The organism is Mycobacterium sp. NPDC049093, from assembly GCF_040704635.1.
GTDB lineage: Bacteria > Actinomycetota > Actinomycetes > Mycobacteriales > Mycobacteriaceae > Mycobacterium.
On sequence record NZ_JBEZJS010000006.1, the window covers coordinates 370730 to 386786 of the forward strand.

Here is a 16057-nt window from a genome sequence, read left to right on the forward strand (position 1 = left end):
GACGGTGGGAACGACACCGCGTAGTAAGGTAAGCCTTCACACAATGCCCGACCGCTGCATCGTGTCCTCCCCACCGACCACCAAGGGTTCCTGATGGCCGATTCCAGAGCTCCCCACACGGGGATTGCTCGATGGATCCGTCGACTCGCCGTTCCGGTGATTGTCGGCTGGATCGCCCTCCTCGCGTTTCTGAGCGTGACCGTCCCGCCGCTCGAGGTGGTCGGTCAGATGCGCTCGGTGTCGATGAGCCCCGAAGAGGCACCGTCGGTGATCGCGATGAAGCGCGTCGGCAAGGTGTTCGACGAGTTCCATTCCGACAGCTCGGCGATGATCGTGCTGGAGGCCCAGGGCGACAACAAGCTCAACGACGACGCGCACCGGTTCTACAACGACATGGTCGACCGGCTCGAGGCCGACAAGAAGCACGTCGAGCACGTCCAGGATTTCTGGGGCGACCCGCTCACCGAGGCCGGCGCCCAGAGCAATGACGGCAAGGCCGCCTACGTCCAGGTCTATATGGCCGGCAACATGGGCGAGTTGTTGGCCAACGAATCGGTGGAGGCCGTCCAGAAGCTGATCGCGGAGCTGTCCCCGCCGCCGGGGCTGAAGGTGTACGTCACCGGACCCACCGCCCTGGCAGCCGATCAGCAGATCTCCGGCGATCGCAGCGTCAAGATCATCGAAGGCGTCACCTTCCTCGTCATCATCACGATGCTGCTGCTGGTGTACCGGTCCATCATCACGGTGCTCCTGGTGCTGGTGATGGTGGTGATCGAGCTGTCCGTGGCCCGCGGCTTCGTCGCATTCCTCGGCTATCACAACCTGATCGGCCTCTCGACGTTCGCGACACAGCTTTTGGTCACGCTCGCGATCGCCGCGGCCACCGATTACGCGATCTTCCTGATCGGGCGATATCAGGAGGCCCGCAGCGTCGGCGAGGACCGAGAACAGGCGTACTACACGATGTTCCACGGCACTGCGCACGTGGTCCTCGGCTCCGGTATGACGATCGCCGGCGCGACGTTGTGTCTGCATTTCACCCGGCTGCCCTACTTCCAGACCCTGGGCATTCCGATGGCTGTCGGCATGACCGTCACGGTGCTGGCTGCATTGAGCCTGGGGCCGGCGGTGATCACGGTGGCCAGCCGGTTCGGCAAGGTGCTCGAACCCAAACGCGCCATGCGCATCCGCTTCTGGCGGCGGCTGGGCGCCTTCGTGGTCCGCTGGCCGGGTCCGGTGCTGCTGGGCACCATCCTGCTGTCGCTGGTCGGTCTGCTGACCCTGCCGGGGTACCGCACCAACTACAACGACCGCAACTATCTGCCGACCGATCTGCCCGCGCAGGAGGGTTACGCCGCGGCCGACCGGCACTTCTCGGCGGCCAAGATGAACCCCGAGCTACTGCTCATCGAAACCGACCACGACATCCGCAATTCCGCGGACTTCCTCGTGATCGACCGGATCGCCAAGAAGATCTTCGAGGTGCCCGGGGTCGGGAGCGTGCAGGCCATCACCCGACCGCAGGGTGAACCGCTGGAATTCAGCACCATTCCCGCTCAGATGAGCATGGGTGGGGTCATGCAGACCATGAACCGCAAGTACCTGACCGACCGCGCCGACGACATGTTGCTGCAGGCCGACGAGATGCAGAAGACCATCAACACGATGGATCAGATGATCGCGTTGATGCAGGAGATGAGCGGCATCACGCACAACATGGTCGGCAAGATGGACCAGATGGTCGTCGACGTCAAGGAACTCCGGGACCATATCTCCGATTTCGACGACTTCCTGCGGCCACTGCGCAACTACCTGTACTGGGAACCGCACTGCTACAACATCCCGGTCTGCTGGTCGATGCGTTCGGTGTTCGACGGCCTCGACGGTGTCGACGCCTTGACCGACAGCATCCAGGAACTGATGCCCGACATGCATCGCCTCGACGAACTGATGCCGCAGATGGCCACCATGATGCAACCGCAGATCGAGACCATGCGGACGATGAAGACGATGATGCTGACCATGTACCAGACCCAGAAGGGTCTGCAGGATCAGATGGCGGCGATGTCGGAGAACCAGACCGCCATGGGCACGGCCTTCAACGACGCCAAGAACGACGACACCTTCTATCTGCCGCCCGAGATCTTCAACAACGCCGACTTCAAACGCGGCATGAAGAGCTTCATCTCCCCCGACGGAAAAGCGGTGCGCTTCATCATCTCTCACGAGGGTGACCCGCTGACGCCGGAAGGCATCAAGCTGATCGACGGGATCAAGCTGGCCGCCAAGGAGGCCATGAAGAACACGCCGTTCGAGGGTTCCAAGATCTACATGGGCGGTACGGCGTCGGCCTTCAAGGACATGCAGGAAGGCAACAACTACGACCTGATCATCGCCGGCATCTCGGCCCTGTGCCTGATCTTCATCATCATGCTGATCATCACGCGCAGCCTGATCGCCGCCGCGGTGATCGTCGGCACCGTGCTGATATCGCTGGGAACCTCGTTCGGATTGTCAATCCTGGTGTGGCAACACCTGATCGGCATCGAACTGCACTTCATGGTGATGGCGATGGCGGTGATCGTGCTGTTGGCCGTCGGCGCCGACTACAACCTGCTGTTGGTGGCGCGACTCAAAGAGGAGCTGCCCGCGGGCATCAACACCGGCATCATCCGGGCCATGGGCGGCAGCGGTTCGGTGGTGACCGCGGCGGGGCTGGTGTTCGCGTTCACGATGATGTCGATGGTGGTCAGCGAGATGATCGTGGTCGCCCAGGTCGGCTCGACGATCGGGTTGGGTCTGCTGTTCGACACCCTGGTGATCCGGTCCTTCATGACACCGTCGATCGCGGCACTGATGGGCCGCTGGTTCTGGTGGCCGCAGCTGGTGCGTCAGCGCCCGGCGCGCGGCGTCGTGGCGCGCGCGATGGAGCGGTCGAACACCTAGAGCACGCGTAGTCGTCGTTGCGGCGGATTGCAGTCACTATTGAGCAGTGATCCGCCGCCTAGGTGGTTATCCACAGATTGCCGAATGGCTCTGGTGACCATCGCGCCGGTCGACGAGCATCGATTCCGTGGATGTCGGTGAAGCTCTTCGTCAACAGGATGGGGTGATCTCGCGTCGGCAGGCGTTGGATGCGGGCCTGGCTGAGCACGAAATCCGACGGTTGCTCAGACGCAATGAGTGGGCGCGGGTACACGCAGGCGTTTATGTCGCACACACCGGTCCGCTGACGTGGATACAGCGGGCATGGGCTGCAGTGCTTTACGCGGCCCCGGCCGCTCTGTGCTTCGAATCGGCGTTGGGAGTGCAGACGTCACCCATCCATGTCGCCGTCGAGCGGCAACGGTCGACATTGGCTGAGCCGGTCGGTGTCCGCATTCACCGTGTCGCCCACGTTGACGATCGCGTGCTGTGGAACGCCGGCCCGCCGCGGATGCGGTACGAGGAAGCCGCACTCGACGTCGCCGGCCGTTCTGCGCGCGAACTCGATGCCATAGCCGTTCTGGCCAACGCCTGCCAATCTCGGCGCACCACTGCTCGGCGGCTGCTGCAAACCCTCGACTCTCGCGGTCGGCTCCGACGGCGCCGCTGGTTGCAGGCGGTGCTGCTCGACATCGCCGACGGCACCTGCTCGGTTCTTGAGCACGGCTATCTTGTTCGGGTCGAGAGGCCGCACGGTCTGCCGCGAGCCACACGTCAGAAGCGGTCGATGTCATCGCTCGGCGTCTGCTATCGCGATGCGCAATACGGTGGACGGCTCGTCGTCGAGCTGGACGGCAAGGTGTTTCACGATTCGGCGACGCTGCGCGATGCCGATTTCGAGCGGGACCTGGATGCCGCAGTCGACGGCCGTTCGACCGTCAGGCTTTCCTATGGGCAGGTCTTCGACCGGCCGTGTCAGACCGCGAGCAAGATCGCTCAGATCCTGCAGCGGCACGGGATCGCGGTGGCCAGTCGCCCATGCGGGCCTGGGTGCGAGTTCACTCGAGTCGACCGCGCCGCGTAGTCGTCGTTGCGGCGGATTGCAGTCACTATTGAGCAGTGATCCGCCGCATTGCCTATCCGCGGGGTCTAGCTTTCGACGGCCGCCGCGATCAGGAGCGCAGCGGCGGCGTCGACCCGTGATCCGTCCTCGGTGACCAGACCGTCCTGGCACAGCCCCCGCAGCCCGGAGACCACCAGGGTGGCCCGCGCCCGCGCATCGTCGGCGCCGTAGCCGATCGCGGTCAAGGCTTGGGCAATCGGACCGATCATGGTCTCGACCGCGTTGCGGGCTGATCCGCCATAGGTCTGCGGGTCGGTGATGGCCAAGCTGAGGACCTGCAGTAGCAGCCGAACATTGCGCCGTTCACCGCCGAGGGTCAGCTCCCGCCACAATGTCGTTGCCGCATCGACGAATTCGTCGGGGCGGGTGACACGGGCGAACATCTCCCCCAGCTCCGGACGGCTGGCATCGAGGGCCTGTGCCAGGAGTTCGGCCCGGTCACCGAAGTAGTACAGCAGCATGCGCTTGCTCGTGCCCAGGGCCTCGGCCATCGGCGCCAGCGACATCTCGCCGATCCCGTGCTGTTCGAGGTAGCGCACGACGCCCTTCAGCAGCTCTTCACGCTTTGCGGGATCTGCTGGCCGGGCCACCCCTTGACCGTACCGATCGGTACATTTATAGTCAATAGCGTACCTCTCGGTACATTTATCGCGATTGAGGAGAATCTCATGGCTCAGCTACGAGTTGCCGTGGTCGGCGCCGGCATCGGCGGCTTGACCGCCGCGATCGCCATGCGCGCCAACGGAATCGACGCGACCGTGTACGAGCAGGCGCACGAGCTCAAGGCGCTCGGCGCCGGCGTCTCCATCGCGACCAACGGATCCCGCGTCCTGAACACACTGGGGGTGGGCGCTGCGGTTGCCGCGATCGCGGGTCCCGTCACGCATTATCAGTTCCGCACCTGGCAGGCCGAGCCGATCGCCGGTGAGCCGTCTGCCCTCGGCTTCGGGGACCCGGCGACAACGTGGTGCCTGCACCGCGGGGAATTCCAGAAGGTGCTCGCCGACGCGCTGCCCGCCGGCGCCCTGCAGTTGGGCCGTTCCTGCGTCGGGGCCACCGAGCACGGTGACGGGGTCCTGGTCGAATTCTCCGACGGCACAACCGTGGACGCAGACCTTCTGGTCGGCGCGGACGGCATCCACTCCCGCTTGCAGGGCAGGGTGACTCGCCCGGCCGCACCCGTGAGCGAGGGAATCATGGCCTACCGCGGACTCATTCCCGCCGAGCGGCTGCGCGGCGTCGTCGATATGAATGCCAGCGCGATGTGGCTGGGCCCCCGGCAGAGTTTCCTGGCCTACCCGGTGTCCGCCGGCGACCTGCTCAACATCGTCGCGTTCGTCCCCACCAATCTCACCGTGGCCGAATCCTGGACCGCCCCTGGCGATGTCGCCGAACTCGCCGCCGCCTACCAGGTCTGGGACCCGACCGTTCTGTCGATCATCGACGCGATGGACTCCACGTTCCGGTGGGGAATCTACGACCGGGAACCGTTGGACCGCTGGTCCACCGACCGGATCACCCTCCTGGGCGACAGTGCCCATGCGGTCACGCCCCACCTCGGGCAGGGCGCCAATCAGGCCATCGAGGACGCCATGACGCTGGCCGTGCTTCTGCGCGGTGCGCAGCCCGAGGAGATCGCTGCGCGGCTGCGTCGCTACGAAGACCTGCGCATGAATCGCACCCGCCACGTGCGGCGCCAGGCGCGGGCCGCCGGACTCATCTACCGCTCGACCGAACTCGCCCCGCATGCACAGGCAGAGCAACTGCACGCGATCCTCGACAGCGTCGCCATCAACACCTACGACGCCGAGCGGGTCGCCGAGGACGCGGAACTGGCCGCGTGAACCGTCAGGGCCACAACCACCCCTGATTCACCGGGTGAGCAGTGCCGCTTCCTGCTCGGTGACCAGGCGCTCCTGCTTGGCGGGATACCGCCGGCTCTTGATGGGGCAACGGATCAGCGAAAGGGCGATCCGCGTGGTGCGCGTGTCAACTGTTCGGCTGAGGTACACGATGGTTCACTCCGTTCCGCTGATTGATCGTTCTCGGCTTGGTATCGGATACACGGTGCATCGAGGCACTGGGTTCACGGCTCCCCGGGCAGCATCGGTACCCCGGGGAGCATCGGGTAGGCACCGCTGGGTTGCTCAACGGTGCCTACCGGTTGCCGAGCAGCGCCGACCGGCCCGCCGAGGCCGGGCTGAGCACTGTGGCCTCCGGTCAGTATCGACAACAGGGACGCGTAGTCGTCGATGGCGTTGACCAACGCGCCCGGGTCGAACGGCACCGCGGGCGTCTGGTCGTCGGACGGCAACGGCGCCCGCGGCGCAGCCGCCGCCATCCCGTGGCTGACCGTCAGTGCCGCCAGCGCGCCGGCGACGCTCAGCGCCGTGTAACCGAACAGTCGTCCGAAGGTGGCGTGCGCCGTCATGGTGGTCCTCCCCGATCTGACGTGGAGTGCATCAGTGCACTTGTGTCACTCGGGCAACACTGGTCCGCAAGGGTCACATTCAGGCCACGACACCATCACGAATCGCACGCTATGGCGTGGCTTGGTCTTTGCCTGCAGTCCGCTGTGAGAAGGTGCCGCACTCCGCGCGAGGTCAGTTGTCCTTCAGTCCCAGGGCGCGGGCCATCGTGAAGAACAGGTCGGTCTGGTCGCTGAGGCCGACGACATTGGCCGCGCTCGGACCGTAGGCCGCGATACGCAACTGCGCTCCCGTGTGGCCCTGGTCCATGGCATCGAGGTTGTCCGACGTGCCGTAGGAGATGGTCAGGTCCTGCCCGTCCTTACCGCGCAGCACGCGGGTCAGGCCCGGGTAGATGGCGTCGCGGGTGACCTCGAACGGCAGCTTGGCCTCGGCCGCGGCATCGCGGACGTCATCGACACTCATGGTGTCGACGATCTGGCTGCTGTGGGCGTGGTCGGCGGTCACGATCACCAGGGTGTCCTTGTTCTCCTCGGCGAAGTCGAGGGCCACCTTCGCGGCCTCGTCGAGGTCGACGGTTTCGCCGATCTGCCCGCACGGATTGGCAGCGTGATCCTGCTTGTCGATCGACGCCCCCTCGACCTGCAGGAAGAATCCGTTCTCATTGCCCTTGAGCAGGTCGATGGACTTCTGGGTCATGGCGGCCAGCGTCGGCACCGACGCGCTGCGCTCCGGGTTGTCCTTGCATTCGACGGCCGGTTCCAGGTAGCCGCCCTTGCCCGCCACCGGGCCGCTCCACCGGGTCGGCATGTTGCCCTCGGCGAACAGGCCGAGCAATGGGGCCTCCTGGCCGGCCTTGTCCACCTTGCCGAGTTCGTCGACGTTGCGCACGATGGTGAAGCCGCGCTCCTTGGCCTGAACCTCGAGCGTCTTGCCTTGGTAGTCACCGGCTTTGGCGACCTGCTGGAAGGTTTCGGCGCCGCCGCCCATCACGACGTCGGCACGCGTGCTCAGCAGCTGCTCGGTGATCGACCCGTTGCCGCCCTTCTCCAGCGCATTGGTCGGGCATTTCGCGGTCGTCTCATCCGGCCCGTAGCACTTGCGTCCGGTGACGTGCGCGAGTTGCACCGCCGGTGTGGCGTCCTGGATCTCGGCGGTGGAGATGTCTCCGGTCGCCTTGCCCGCGTCCTTGGCAAGCTGCAGCAGCGTCTGCTGCTCCTTGCCGTGGATGTCTACCGAGATCGCGCCGTTGTAGGTCTTGGTCCCGGTGGCCCAGGCCGATCCGCTGGCGGCCGAATCGGTCACGTAAGTGGGCTTGCCGTCCTTGTCCAACGAGTAGTGGGTGTACTGGCCGGTCAGCGGGAAGGCGTCGAGACCCGGGAAGGCGCCGCCGGCTCCCTGTGCGTAGTTGCGGGCCACCGTGATCTCTGAATCGCCCATCCCGTCGCCGATCAACAGGATGACGTTCTTGGCGCCGGTGTTCTTGATGGATTCGGCGATCAGCGAGCTGCGGTCGTCGCCGGCGCGGGTCGCTCCACCGTGTTCGGACAGGGTGCCCTTGGCGGCGGGGTCCAGCAGCGGAAGGGACGCGTCGTCCTCCTTGCCGCCATTGCAGGCGGCAACCAGGGCCGCTGTACACACCAACGCTGCCACCACCGGGTACCGCCTGCGCCTCATCCATGTCTCCGTATCGTCGTCATCTCCGTCAAGCCCACACATGGTTGAAGCCGCACGTGAACCGATACTTTCCCGACAGTCGACACCCGGGTAACGACAATCAAACAGATAGCCGGTCTATCGGCACCGATGGTTGCGGTAGCCGGCATGACGCGTTGTTGCAATCGGAACGACCTGTGGTTTCTCGCGTCAATATTGTCCAAACGTCTTTGCCTGCGTTGGTAGCGTGCGGCGAGACGAACGGGGATGCCATGACGAAGCACACCACGACCTGCCTCATCGGGGCGTTGGCAATCGGTCTGGCCGCCACGGCGTGCAGTCCGGTCACCGAGAAGGCCGAGGCCACCACGACGACGGCGCCGGTCGGCACCAGTGCCACCACCACCGCGGGCGGGGGCAGCGCGGCGATGGCGGCACTGGTGCCGACACCCGCGGACGTGCAGCAGACCAGAGGGCCCGACGACATCGCCGACGGCGGAATCCACGTGCACTACCAGGTCAACGGGTCTCCGAATGACGTGATGACCGCGTACAAGGACGCGCTACAGAGCAAGGGGTGGACGGTCACCACGATCATCACTTCGGGCGGCGGCGGAGGCGGCGGTGCCACCTACACCGGCACCCACGGCGACGCCTACGGCGTGTTCGACGGCGGTGGGTACGCCAACACCACTTACATCGACGTGTGCAGTTGGCCTGCCAAGCCGGCGAATCCGAACTGCAGTCGCGGCGATCGTTAGCGACGCTGCGTCGGCCCGGTTGCGCGTCAGGGCGCCGATGCACAGCGGGCAGCGGCCGTCGGCCGTGAGAATCTCATCAGAATCGATAATCCGGGGTTCTGAAATCACAACGTAGCCAACGTGTTGCGTGCGATCTATCCATCGCCGGCCGCTGAGCGCCTTACGCTTGAGGACATGTCCGGCCCGCCACCGCGGTCGCGGTCTACGGTTGCCAAGTTGGCCATGCACTGTGTGCTGGCCGGTTTACTCGCGGCGGTCTTGATGTTTCCCGTCGTCGGCGGCATCGGCATGATGACAGCACGGCTGTCCGACACGGTGGCACAGGATTCGGCGGAGGTGCTCAAAGGGGACGCACCGCTCGTCACCACCATGGTCGACATCACGGGCAAACCGATCGCCTGGCTGTACGAGCAGCGCCGATGGGTGGTTCCTCCCGATCGGATCGCCGACACCATGAAGCTGGCGATCGTCTCGGTGGAGGACAAGCGCTTCGTCGAACACAACGGAGTGGATGTCCAGGGCACGCTGAACGGACTCTTCGGCTATCTGCGAGGCATCGACGAGGTCCGCGGCGGGTCCACCATCGAGCAGCAGTACGTCAAGAACTACAACCTTCTGGTCAAGGCGAACACCAACGCCGAGCGTCTGGCCGCGGTCGAGGTCAGCCCCGCACGCAAGCTGCGCGAGATCCGTATCGCGCTGGCGATGGACAAGACCCTCCCCAAAAGCGAGATCCTGGCCCGGTACCTGAACCTCGTGTCGTTCGGCAACGGAGCCTTCGGAGTTCAGGACGCCGCGCGTACCTATTTCGGCGTCGATGCCGCCGACCTCACCTGGCCGCAGGCCGCCCTGTTGGCCGGCGTGGTGCGGTCCACCAGCGCACTGGACCCCTATACCAATCCCGACGGCGCCCTGGCCCGACGCAACCTCGTGCTCGACACGCTGATCGACTATCTGCCGGACCGCGCCGAGGAACTGCGCGCCGCCAAGGCGACACCGCTCGGGGTACTCCCCCAGGCAGACCCACTTCCGCAAGGCTGCATCGCCGCCGGGAATCGGGCCTTCTTCTGCGAATATGTGCTGAACTACCTGGCGCGCTCCGGTCTCACGATGAAGGACGTCGCGCGCAACGGTTACCTGATCCGCACCACGCTGGACCCCAAGGTGCAGGACAGCGTCCAGTCGGCCATCGAGAAATATGCGGACCCCAACGCCGCCGGGGTCGCGAGCGTGATGAGCGTGATCACTCCCGGCAAGGACTCCCACCGATTGATCGCGATGGGCGACAGTCGCACCTACGGACTCGATCTCGATGCCAACCAGACCGTGCAACCGCAGCCCTTTTCGTTGGTCGGTGACGGCGCCGGGTCGATCTTCAAGATCTTCACCACCGCAGCCGCACTGGATATGGGCATGGGCATCAACTCCCCACTCGATGTCCCCGGAACATTTGCGGGCAAGGGACTGGGCAGCAGCGACACCCCTGGGTGTCCGAGGGAAACCTGGTGCGTGCGCAACGTGCACGGTTTCCGCAGCCCGCTGAGTGTCACCGACGCCCTGGCACAATCACCCAATACCGCCTTCGCCAAACTCATCTCACAGATCGGGGTACCGCGCGCGGTGGACATGGCGGTCCGACTGGGGCTGAGGTCCTACGCCGAACCCGGTAGCGCGCGTGACTACAACCCGGACGGGACAAACCCCGACGAGAGCATCGCCGACTACGTCAAGCGGCAGAACATCGGCTCCTTCACGCTCGGCCCGTTCGAGCTCAATGCGCTGGAATTGGCGAATGTCGGAGCCACCCTCGCCTCCGGCGGTACCTGGTGTCCCCCGAGCCCGATCGACAAGATCTTCGATCGCAACGGGCATGAAGTGGGTGTGGAGACCGTTCCGTGCGATCAGGCGGTGCCCGAGGGCCTCGCCAACACGTTGTCGAACGCTCTGAGCAAGGATTCCCAGAGCGGAACCGCCGCCGGCGCAGCGAGTTCGGTCGGTTGGAAGCTGCCGATGTCGGGCAAGACGGGCACCACCGAGGCCCACCGTTCATCGGGATTCATCGGCTTCACCAATCGGTACGCCGCCGCGAACTACGTCTTCGACGACTCGTCGTCACCGTCGGGACTGTGCTCGTACCCGTTGCGCAAATGCGGCGACGGCACCCTGTTCGGCGGTACCGAGCCGGCGTTGACCTGGTATGCCGCAATGAGTCCCATTGCCGACGACTTCGGCCCCATCGGCCTACCTCCCACCGACCCGCGCTACGTCGACGGCGGCCCCGGCGGCGAAGTACCGAGCGTGACCGGTCTGAAGGTCGACGACGCCCGGAAACGCCTGCTGGACTCCGGTTTCCGAGTGGCCGACAAACCCACTGCCGTCAACAGCAATGCCACGAAGGGTTCGGTGGTCGGCACCACTCCGAGCGGCAGGACCATTCCCGGCTCGATCGTCACGATCAACACCAGCACGGGGTATGTGCCGCCGCCGGTCTACATCCCGCCGCCGGAAGCGCCACCTCCGCCACCCGGAGACCTGCTCAATCAGCTGGGCCCACCCCCGCCGCCCAACGTCATCGAGATCCCCGGGCTACCGCCGATCACGTTGCCGCCGCCCGCACCGCCACCACCTCCTCCGCCGCCGCCGCCCCCTGCGTAACGGCCGACGGACACCTACGTGCCCGCACGTTTGAATATCGACGGATCTGGCAATTCCTGTCGCCGACAACACTTCGGTTGCTACCTAGAAGGATCGGACTGACCATGATTGTGCTCGGCATCATTCTCCTGTTGATCGGCTATTTCGCCGGCATCTCGATCCTCTACACGATTGGCGGAATCCTCGTGGTGATCGGGATCATCCTCTGGATTCTCGGCGCCGTCGGCCGCCCCGTCGGAGGGCGGAAAGTCTGGTTCTAGCTGTCCCGACTGCCCGGCCGCGATGCCTTCCCGCCCACCGTAATTCGGGCGGGAAGGCTCAGCGGTGGCGTTCGAAATACTTCTGGTAGGCCTCGGCGGACGCAGCCAGATCTGGTCTCGCGGCCAGTACGGGCTCCAGCTTCCTGCGGGCCTCGTCTCGCTTGTACGGGATGAACTCCGTCGGGAAATGTCCCTCGTGCGGGTGGTAATCCCTGAGCACGCGGCGGGCCACCGTGGCCTTGTGTACCTCGTCGACGCCGTCGGCGATGCCCATGGTCGGAGCTCCGGCATACATCGCCTGAAGGGGCGTGAGATCAGTGGTGCCAAGCGAACCGAGAATGTGCAGCGCGTTGAACGACACCTCCCGCAACACCTTCGCCATGGTGAACTTGACGGCAGCGATCTCGGTGCGTGCCTCCTGCGTGGAGGTGTTGTCGATCTTCCACGCCGTTTCGAGTACGAACAGCCGAAGCATCTTGATCGTGGCGTAGGACTCGGCGATCTTCTCCTGCACCATCTGATGTTCGGATATGACCTTGCCGTGAGATTTCCGACTGAGCGCCCGCTCGCACATCATGTCGAACGCCAAGTTGCACTGGGCGATGGTGCGCATCGCGTGGTGAATCCGTCCACCACCAAGACGTCTCTGCGCCAACACCTTTGCCCCGTCCTCCGGGCCGAGCAGGTGGTCGAGCGGAACCCGGACATCGCGGTAGACGATGTGGTTGTGATTTCGCGGCTCGGGCATGATTTCGACACCCGGTGTCGTGCGCGGCACCACGAACATGCCGTTGGTACACATCACGAACAGAATGTCGGCCACCCGGCCGGCCGAGGTGAACCATTTCTCGCCGTTGATCACCCACTCGTCGCCGTCACGCACGGCATGCGTCTTGAACAGGCTGGGGTCGCTACCGCCCTGAGGTTCGGTCATCGAATACGCCGAGAACAGGTCCTGGTTGAGCAGTGGAATCAGCCAGCGTTCTTTCTGTTCGTCGGTGCCGTAGGCGGCGAGCATCTCCATGTTGCCGGTGTCGGGCGCCGACGCTCCGAACATGTGCGGTGCGCCCGCGTATCGTCCGATGATCTCGTTGAGCAACCCGAGCTTGAGCTGTCCAAAACCGGGGCCGCCGAGCTCAGAGTCCAGGAAGATGGCCCACAGGCCCTGATCCTTGACCTCCTGTTGCAGCTCTCGGACATACGATTTCACCACCGGATCGGGTGAACGCACCGCATATGGGAAGACGTGGTCGAGCGGCTCGACCTTGTCCTCACAGAACTGCTTGACCCAGTCGAGCTTTTTCTGGAACTCCGGGTCGGTGCTGAAATCCCATGCCATACAGGCCTCCTCGAGTGATGCCCTGATCGTCAGGCATGTACCCCTGTCTAGCATCCGCCGCACAGCCCGCGAGGGAAAAGACTCCGAGAACCCCGTGGCTACCCACAAGGTGACGGCGGATCCACACACGATCGGCGGCATTCTGCTGGCGAGCCGGGCATCTTGCGGATCCTCGGCGCCATCGGACGTCCAGTTGATGGGCGACAGCCTGGTCTGAGGCCATCTCGCGGACGCGACGACCAGTAGGAGTGCGCCCGGCGGAGGTGTTCGCGTACGCGGTAGTTACCGCAGTCGTCATTTTGTGTGGGACCGCGCTCGGCGTGGTCACCGTGTTGGCCTGATATCGCCGAAACCTACGAGCCTATGGGCGGTGCATCGATCCGGGCGGAGATCTGCCTGACGATCTTGACGGCCGAATCGGCCGGGTTGGCGCTGCAGGTATTGACATCTACCACGATGTTGTTGTTCGCGGTCAATGCCCGGCCACAGGCCCACCCGCCCGCCTGGGCGTTGGTCTGGGTTGTCACAGTTCTCAGTACGCCGCCGTCGGTGGAGATGGGCCCCACGTCCCACAGAGTGCCGGTCTGCGTGTGGGTGTAGTGCTTGCACGCCGGCCACTGTTGCGCTGACGAGTCATAGAAGGCCTTGGCCTGGTCGGCGTCGGCGAATCGGACCACCGCCTGCTTGGCGTAGTGAGTGAGGACATCCGGCACCGCCAGCGACACCTCTTGCTCGTCGGTGAAGCCGCTGTTGGCATACACGGGTGCTTGGGCGGCGCCGTCGACGGCGAGGCACTCGCGGGGCGCCATCGTCCCGCTGTCGTCAGACATTCGAGAGTCGGTACCCGTGACCGTCATGCCCCCTGCGGTCATTGCCGCGTTGATCTGTTCGGGGGACAGCAACAATCGGGGCAGTGTTTTTTGTCTCAGCGGCGTCGGCGGAAACGACGTGATCATGGGCTTTGTCGGTGTGGGCTCGGCTGCTTGTTCCGTTGACTGCCCGCAGCCCGCGGCAAGGGCGCAAGCAGCAGCAATCGTGATCGCGGTGGTCGCAATGTGCATTCGTCGTTCCCCCATTTCTTCGCCGGCACATCTGAGTCACGGTCATATTGACCCGTTGGATAAATCCAGAAAAACAGCGAAGGCCCACTCGACGCAGGACATTTCCAATAACAGATTAAGACTTTCCGAAACTGTTACCGAATCATCATCAAACTCGGCGCGCAGGGCATCCGCAGCAACGGTGACACCACCGGCCTCGACGCCGAGCGAGGTCTCACAGAGTTGGGCCGGCATTGGCCACCACACCCCAACAGACGGTTCTCGATCTGGCCCATCTCCAGGTCTCGGGACCACAGCCCATCCGTCCTTCTGCGCGTTGGTCTGGGTGCTCACCATGCTGAGCACTCCGTCATCGGAGGAGGCCTTTGGTCCGGTCGGAGTTGGGAAACAGCACGACGGCCTGAAGCGCGCAATGCGTGAACACGTCTGGTTCCCGAAGGGTTACCGCGCGCACAACGCTTCCGGTGGCCGAAGCCTATGCGCCCGCTCCAGACCCCCGCCGCCGAGCTCATGCCCCTTCGAGGGCGGGCCCCAACAAGGTTCGTAGTCGTTGCCGTCCGCGGTGCAGACGCGACATGACGGTGCCTTCGCGGCACGACATGATCTCGGCGATCTCCCGACACGGAAGTCCTGCGACATCGCGATAGTAGATCGCCAGCCGGAACTGGATCGGCAATGTCGCCAATGCGTCGGCGAGTTCGACGTCGGGTAGCGCATCCAGTGCATCAAGTTCTGCTGATCGCGGTCCTGACGAGGAGCGCTGGCTCTGGGCGACGAGTTGCCGATCGGTGATGTGGTCGCAGAGGTACTCGCTCGGCCGACATTTCGCACGTCGCAGACCGGTGATGTACGCGTTCGTCATGATGTGGAAGAGCCACGCCCGAATGTTGGTTCCTTCCGCGAAGGTATGGAATCCTGAGTACGCCTTCAACATCGTTTCCTGGACCAGATCTTCGGCGTCCACGGCGTTGCGGGTCATTCGGCGGGCGCGGTTGTGGAGTTGGTTCAGATGCGGCAGCACGTCGTTGGCGAACCGTATGTCCAGCTCCGGAGCTCGCACATTCGGTGATGAGCCGCCGCCTTCAGAGTGATCAATTGTTGCCATGCGGACATCCTCGGCATGGCCCGGGTGAGTTGTCATCATCCAGGTCGGCTACCCACCCGGGTGATTCTGCCGTAACGCTTTTGGTGTCGGCTGTTGTGATTCAGCGCGTTCGCATCCGCCTGCTCGGGTGCGCCGCTTCCCACAGTGCCTCGACGCGGGTCACTCGGCGATTTTCCATGACAAACCACAACACTGCAGCGACCACCCCGAGAATCACGATGAGCACCGTGGTGGACAACCACTCGTAATGTCCGTACGCTGCGGCTGCCACCGTGGCGATCACCCCAAGCATCGCTACGGACAGCAGAATCAGCCCCGGCCAATAGAAGTTGTCCTTCAACGCGATACCGGCGTGCGGCTGCGTCGTCCGGAAATGATCGGTCGGATCGTCATTCGTGTCGCCCATCACCTCTCCCTCCGTCGTCGCCCTCGTCCCGAATGAGCAACTCGGGCAACGTAACCGCCGCGATCGTTGTCACCAGCCACACCACGACCGCTGTGGCCGGCCAGGATGCTGCGTCGTCCATGGTCAGCCCCTGCGCCAACACCGATGCCAGGATCAAAGCGACGATCGTCAAGACCAGACCGGTTCCTCCAAGGAGCAGCGATGCGTAACCGTGTCGCAACTTCATGATCGGCACCGACAGGATCGTCTGCGTTACCGCGAACACCCCCACGGCGACGATGAAACCCCGTGCCGACAACGTGACTCCGGGAACGACCCACGCCGCAATCAGTAGTCC

General features: G+C 64.4%; 16 protein-coding genes. 6 read left to right on the forward strand and 10 right to left on the reverse strand.

Annotation, left to right across the window (positions count from 1 at the left end; all coding sequences use genetic code 11):
* Nucleotides 1-93: 93 nt before the first annotated feature.
* A complete protein-coding gene (locus AB0876_RS24985; protein WP_491840479.1) occupies nucleotides 94-2946 on the forward strand; it encodes an MMPL/RND family transporter in 2853 nt (950 codons plus the stop codon).
* 127 nt (nucleotides 2947-3073) lie between these two features.
* On the forward strand, nucleotides 3074-4009 hold the full coding sequence (locus tag AB0876_RS24990; protein WP_526043198.1) for a type IV toxin-antitoxin system AbiEi family antitoxin domain-containing protein: 936 nt from the start codon (nucleotides 3074-3076) through the stop codon (nucleotides 4007-4009).
* 65 nt (nucleotides 4010-4074) lie between these two features.
* Here AB0876_RS24990 and AB0876_RS24995 read toward each other — a convergent pair whose 3' ends face one another.
* Nucleotides 4075-4638 carry a TetR/AcrR family transcriptional regulator gene (locus tag AB0876_RS24995; protein ID WP_491841382.1) on the reverse strand — a complete coding sequence of 188 codons (564 nt, stop codon included), beginning with the start codon at nucleotides 4636-4638 and terminating at the stop codon, nucleotides 4075-4077.
* A 78-nt stretch (nucleotides 4639-4716) separates the two neighbouring features.
* On the opposite strand from AB0876_RS24995, the gene AB0876_RS25000 reads away from it, so the two are divergent.
* The gene (locus AB0876_RS25000; RefSeq protein ID WP_526043199.1) at nucleotides 4717-5892 is read left to right on the forward strand and encodes an FAD-dependent oxidoreductase; all 1176 of its coding nucleotides are present in this window, start codon (nucleotides 4717-4719) and stop codon (nucleotides 5890-5892) included.
* Between the two features lie 27 nt (nucleotides 5893-5919).
* Here the strand turns inward: AB0876_RS25000 and AB0876_RS25005 are convergent, their stop codons facing one another.
* The 3 genes from AB0876_RS25005 to phoA all read right to left on the reverse strand — a co-directional run bounded on the left by AB0876_RS25005 (nucleotide 5920) and on the right by phoA (nucleotide 8154).
* Nucleotides 5920-6060, reverse strand: coding sequence for a hypothetical protein (locus AB0876_RS25005; RefSeq protein WP_491841380.1), 141 nt, complete (start codon nucleotides 6058-6060; stop codon nucleotides 5920-5922).
* Nucleotides 6061-6134: 74 nt separating this feature from the next.
* Nucleotides 6135-6479, reverse strand: a complete 345-nt coding sequence (locus AB0876_RS25010; protein ID WP_526043200.1) for a hypothetical protein — start codon at nucleotides 6477-6479, stop codon at nucleotides 6135-6137.
* Nucleotides 6480-6651: 172 nt separating this feature from the next.
* Nucleotides 6652-8154 carry an alkaline phosphatase gene (phoA, locus tag AB0876_RS25015; protein WP_526043201.1) on the reverse strand — a complete coding sequence of 501 codons (1503 nt, stop codon included), beginning with the start codon at nucleotides 8152-8154 and terminating at the stop codon, nucleotides 6652-6654.
* Between the two features lie 251 nt (nucleotides 8155-8405).
* Between phoA and AB0876_RS25020 the strand changes: the two genes are divergently transcribed.
* From AB0876_RS25020 to AB0876_RS25030, 3 genes are all read left to right on the forward strand, one after another.
* Entirely contained in the window at nucleotides 8406-8894 is a 489-nt protein-coding gene (locus AB0876_RS25020; RefSeq protein ID WP_491841377.1) for a hypothetical protein, read from the forward strand.
* A gap of 174 nt (nucleotides 8895-9068) precedes the next feature.
* Nucleotides 9069-11549, forward strand: a complete 2481-nt coding sequence (gene ponA2, locus AB0876_RS25025; protein ID WP_491841376.1) for a transglycosylase/D,D-transpeptidase PonA2 — start codon at nucleotides 9069-9071, stop codon at nucleotides 11547-11549.
* Nucleotides 11550-11653: 104 nt separating this feature from the next.
* Entirely contained in the window at nucleotides 11654-11809 is a 156-nt protein-coding gene (locus tag AB0876_RS25030; protein WP_003879572.1) for a hypothetical protein, read from the forward strand.
* A 58-nt stretch (nucleotides 11810-11867) separates the two neighbouring features.
* Here the strand turns inward: AB0876_RS25030 and AB0876_RS25035 are convergent, their stop codons facing one another.
* From AB0876_RS25035 to AB0876_RS25060, 6 genes are all read right to left on the reverse strand, one after another.
* Nucleotides 11868-13148, reverse strand: a complete 1281-nt coding sequence (locus AB0876_RS25035; protein WP_526043202.1) for an acyl-CoA dehydrogenase family protein — start codon at nucleotides 13146-13148, stop codon at nucleotides 11868-11870.
* Nucleotides 13149-13501: 353 nt separating this feature from the next.
* Nucleotides 13502-14224: a sensor domain-containing protein gene (locus AB0876_RS25040; RefSeq protein WP_526043203.1), complete on the reverse strand. Its 723-nt coding sequence runs from the start codon at nucleotides 14222-14224 to the stop codon at nucleotides 13502-13504.
* A gap of 27 nt (nucleotides 14225-14251) precedes the next feature.
* Nucleotides 14252-14443, reverse strand: coding sequence for a hypothetical protein (locus AB0876_RS25045; RefSeq protein ID WP_526043204.1), 192 nt, complete (start codon nucleotides 14441-14443; stop codon nucleotides 14252-14254).
* Between the two features lie 274 nt (nucleotides 14444-14717).
* Nucleotides 14718-15314: a sigma-70 family RNA polymerase sigma factor gene (locus AB0876_RS25050; RefSeq protein WP_526043205.1), complete on the reverse strand. Its 597-nt coding sequence runs from the start codon at nucleotides 15312-15314 to the stop codon at nucleotides 14718-14720.
* A gap of 100 nt (nucleotides 15315-15414) precedes the next feature.
* Nucleotides 15415-15720 carry a protein UsfY gene (gene usfY / locus AB0876_RS25055; protein WP_526043206.1) on the reverse strand — a complete coding sequence of 102 codons (306 nt, stop codon included), beginning with the start codon at nucleotides 15718-15720 and terminating at the stop codon, nucleotides 15415-15417.
* A complete protein-coding gene (locus AB0876_RS25060; RefSeq protein WP_526043207.1) occupies nucleotides 15704-16018 on the reverse strand; it encodes a hypothetical protein in 315 nt (104 codons plus the stop codon). The genes usfY and AB0876_RS25060 overlap by 17 nt, the downstream gene beginning before the upstream one ends.
* Nucleotides 16019-16057: the final 39 nt, after the last annotated feature.

Excerpts from the sequence above, each read along its gene's own strand:
- AB0876_RS25040 (WP_526043203.1), bottom strand. The coding sequence starts at position 14,224 with ATGGGGGAACGACGAATGCACATTGCGACCACCGCGATCACGATTGCT.
- AB0876_RS25050 (WP_526043205.1), bottom strand. The coding sequence starts at position 15,314 with ATGGCAACAATTGATCACTCTGAAGGCGGCGGCTCATCACCGAATGTG.
- AB0876_RS25020 (WP_491841377.1), top strand. The coding sequence starts at position 8,406 with ATGACGAAGCACACCACGACCTGCCTCATCGGGGCGTTGGCAATCGGT.
- AB0876_RS25010 (WP_526043200.1), bottom strand. The coding sequence starts at position 6,479 with ATGACGGCGCACGCCACCTTCGGACGACTGTTCGGTTACACGGCGCTG.
- AB0876_RS25000 (WP_526043199.1), top strand. The coding sequence starts at position 4,717 with ATGGCTCAGCTACGAGTTGCCGTGGTCGGCGCCGGCATCGGCGGCTTG.
- AB0876_RS24985 (WP_491840479.1), top strand. The coding sequence starts at position 94 with ATGGCCGATTCCAGAGCTCCCCACACGGGGATTGCTCGATGGATCCGT.
- phoA (WP_526043201.1), bottom strand. The coding sequence starts at position 8,154 with ATGAGGCGCAGGCGGTACCCGGTGGTGGCAGCGTTGGTGTGTACAGCG.
- ponA2 (WP_491841376.1), top strand. The coding sequence starts at position 9,069 with ATGTCCGGCCCGCCACCGCGGTCGCGGTCTACGGTTGCCAAGTTGGCC.
- usfY (WP_526043206.1), bottom strand. The coding sequence starts at position 15,720 with ATGGGCGACACGAATGACGATCCGACCGATCATTTCCGGACGACGCAG.
- AB0876_RS25045 (WP_526043204.1), bottom strand. The coding sequence starts at position 14,443 with ATGCCGGCCCAACTCTGTGAGACCTCGCTCGGCGTCGAGGCCGGTGGT.
- AB0876_RS25035 (WP_526043202.1), bottom strand. The coding sequence starts at position 13,148 with ATGGCATGGGATTTCAGCACCGACCCGGAGTTCCAGAAAAAGCTCGAC.
- AB0876_RS25030 (WP_003879572.1), top strand. The coding sequence starts at position 11,654 with ATGATTGTGCTCGGCATCATTCTCCTGTTGATCGGCTATTTCGCCGGC.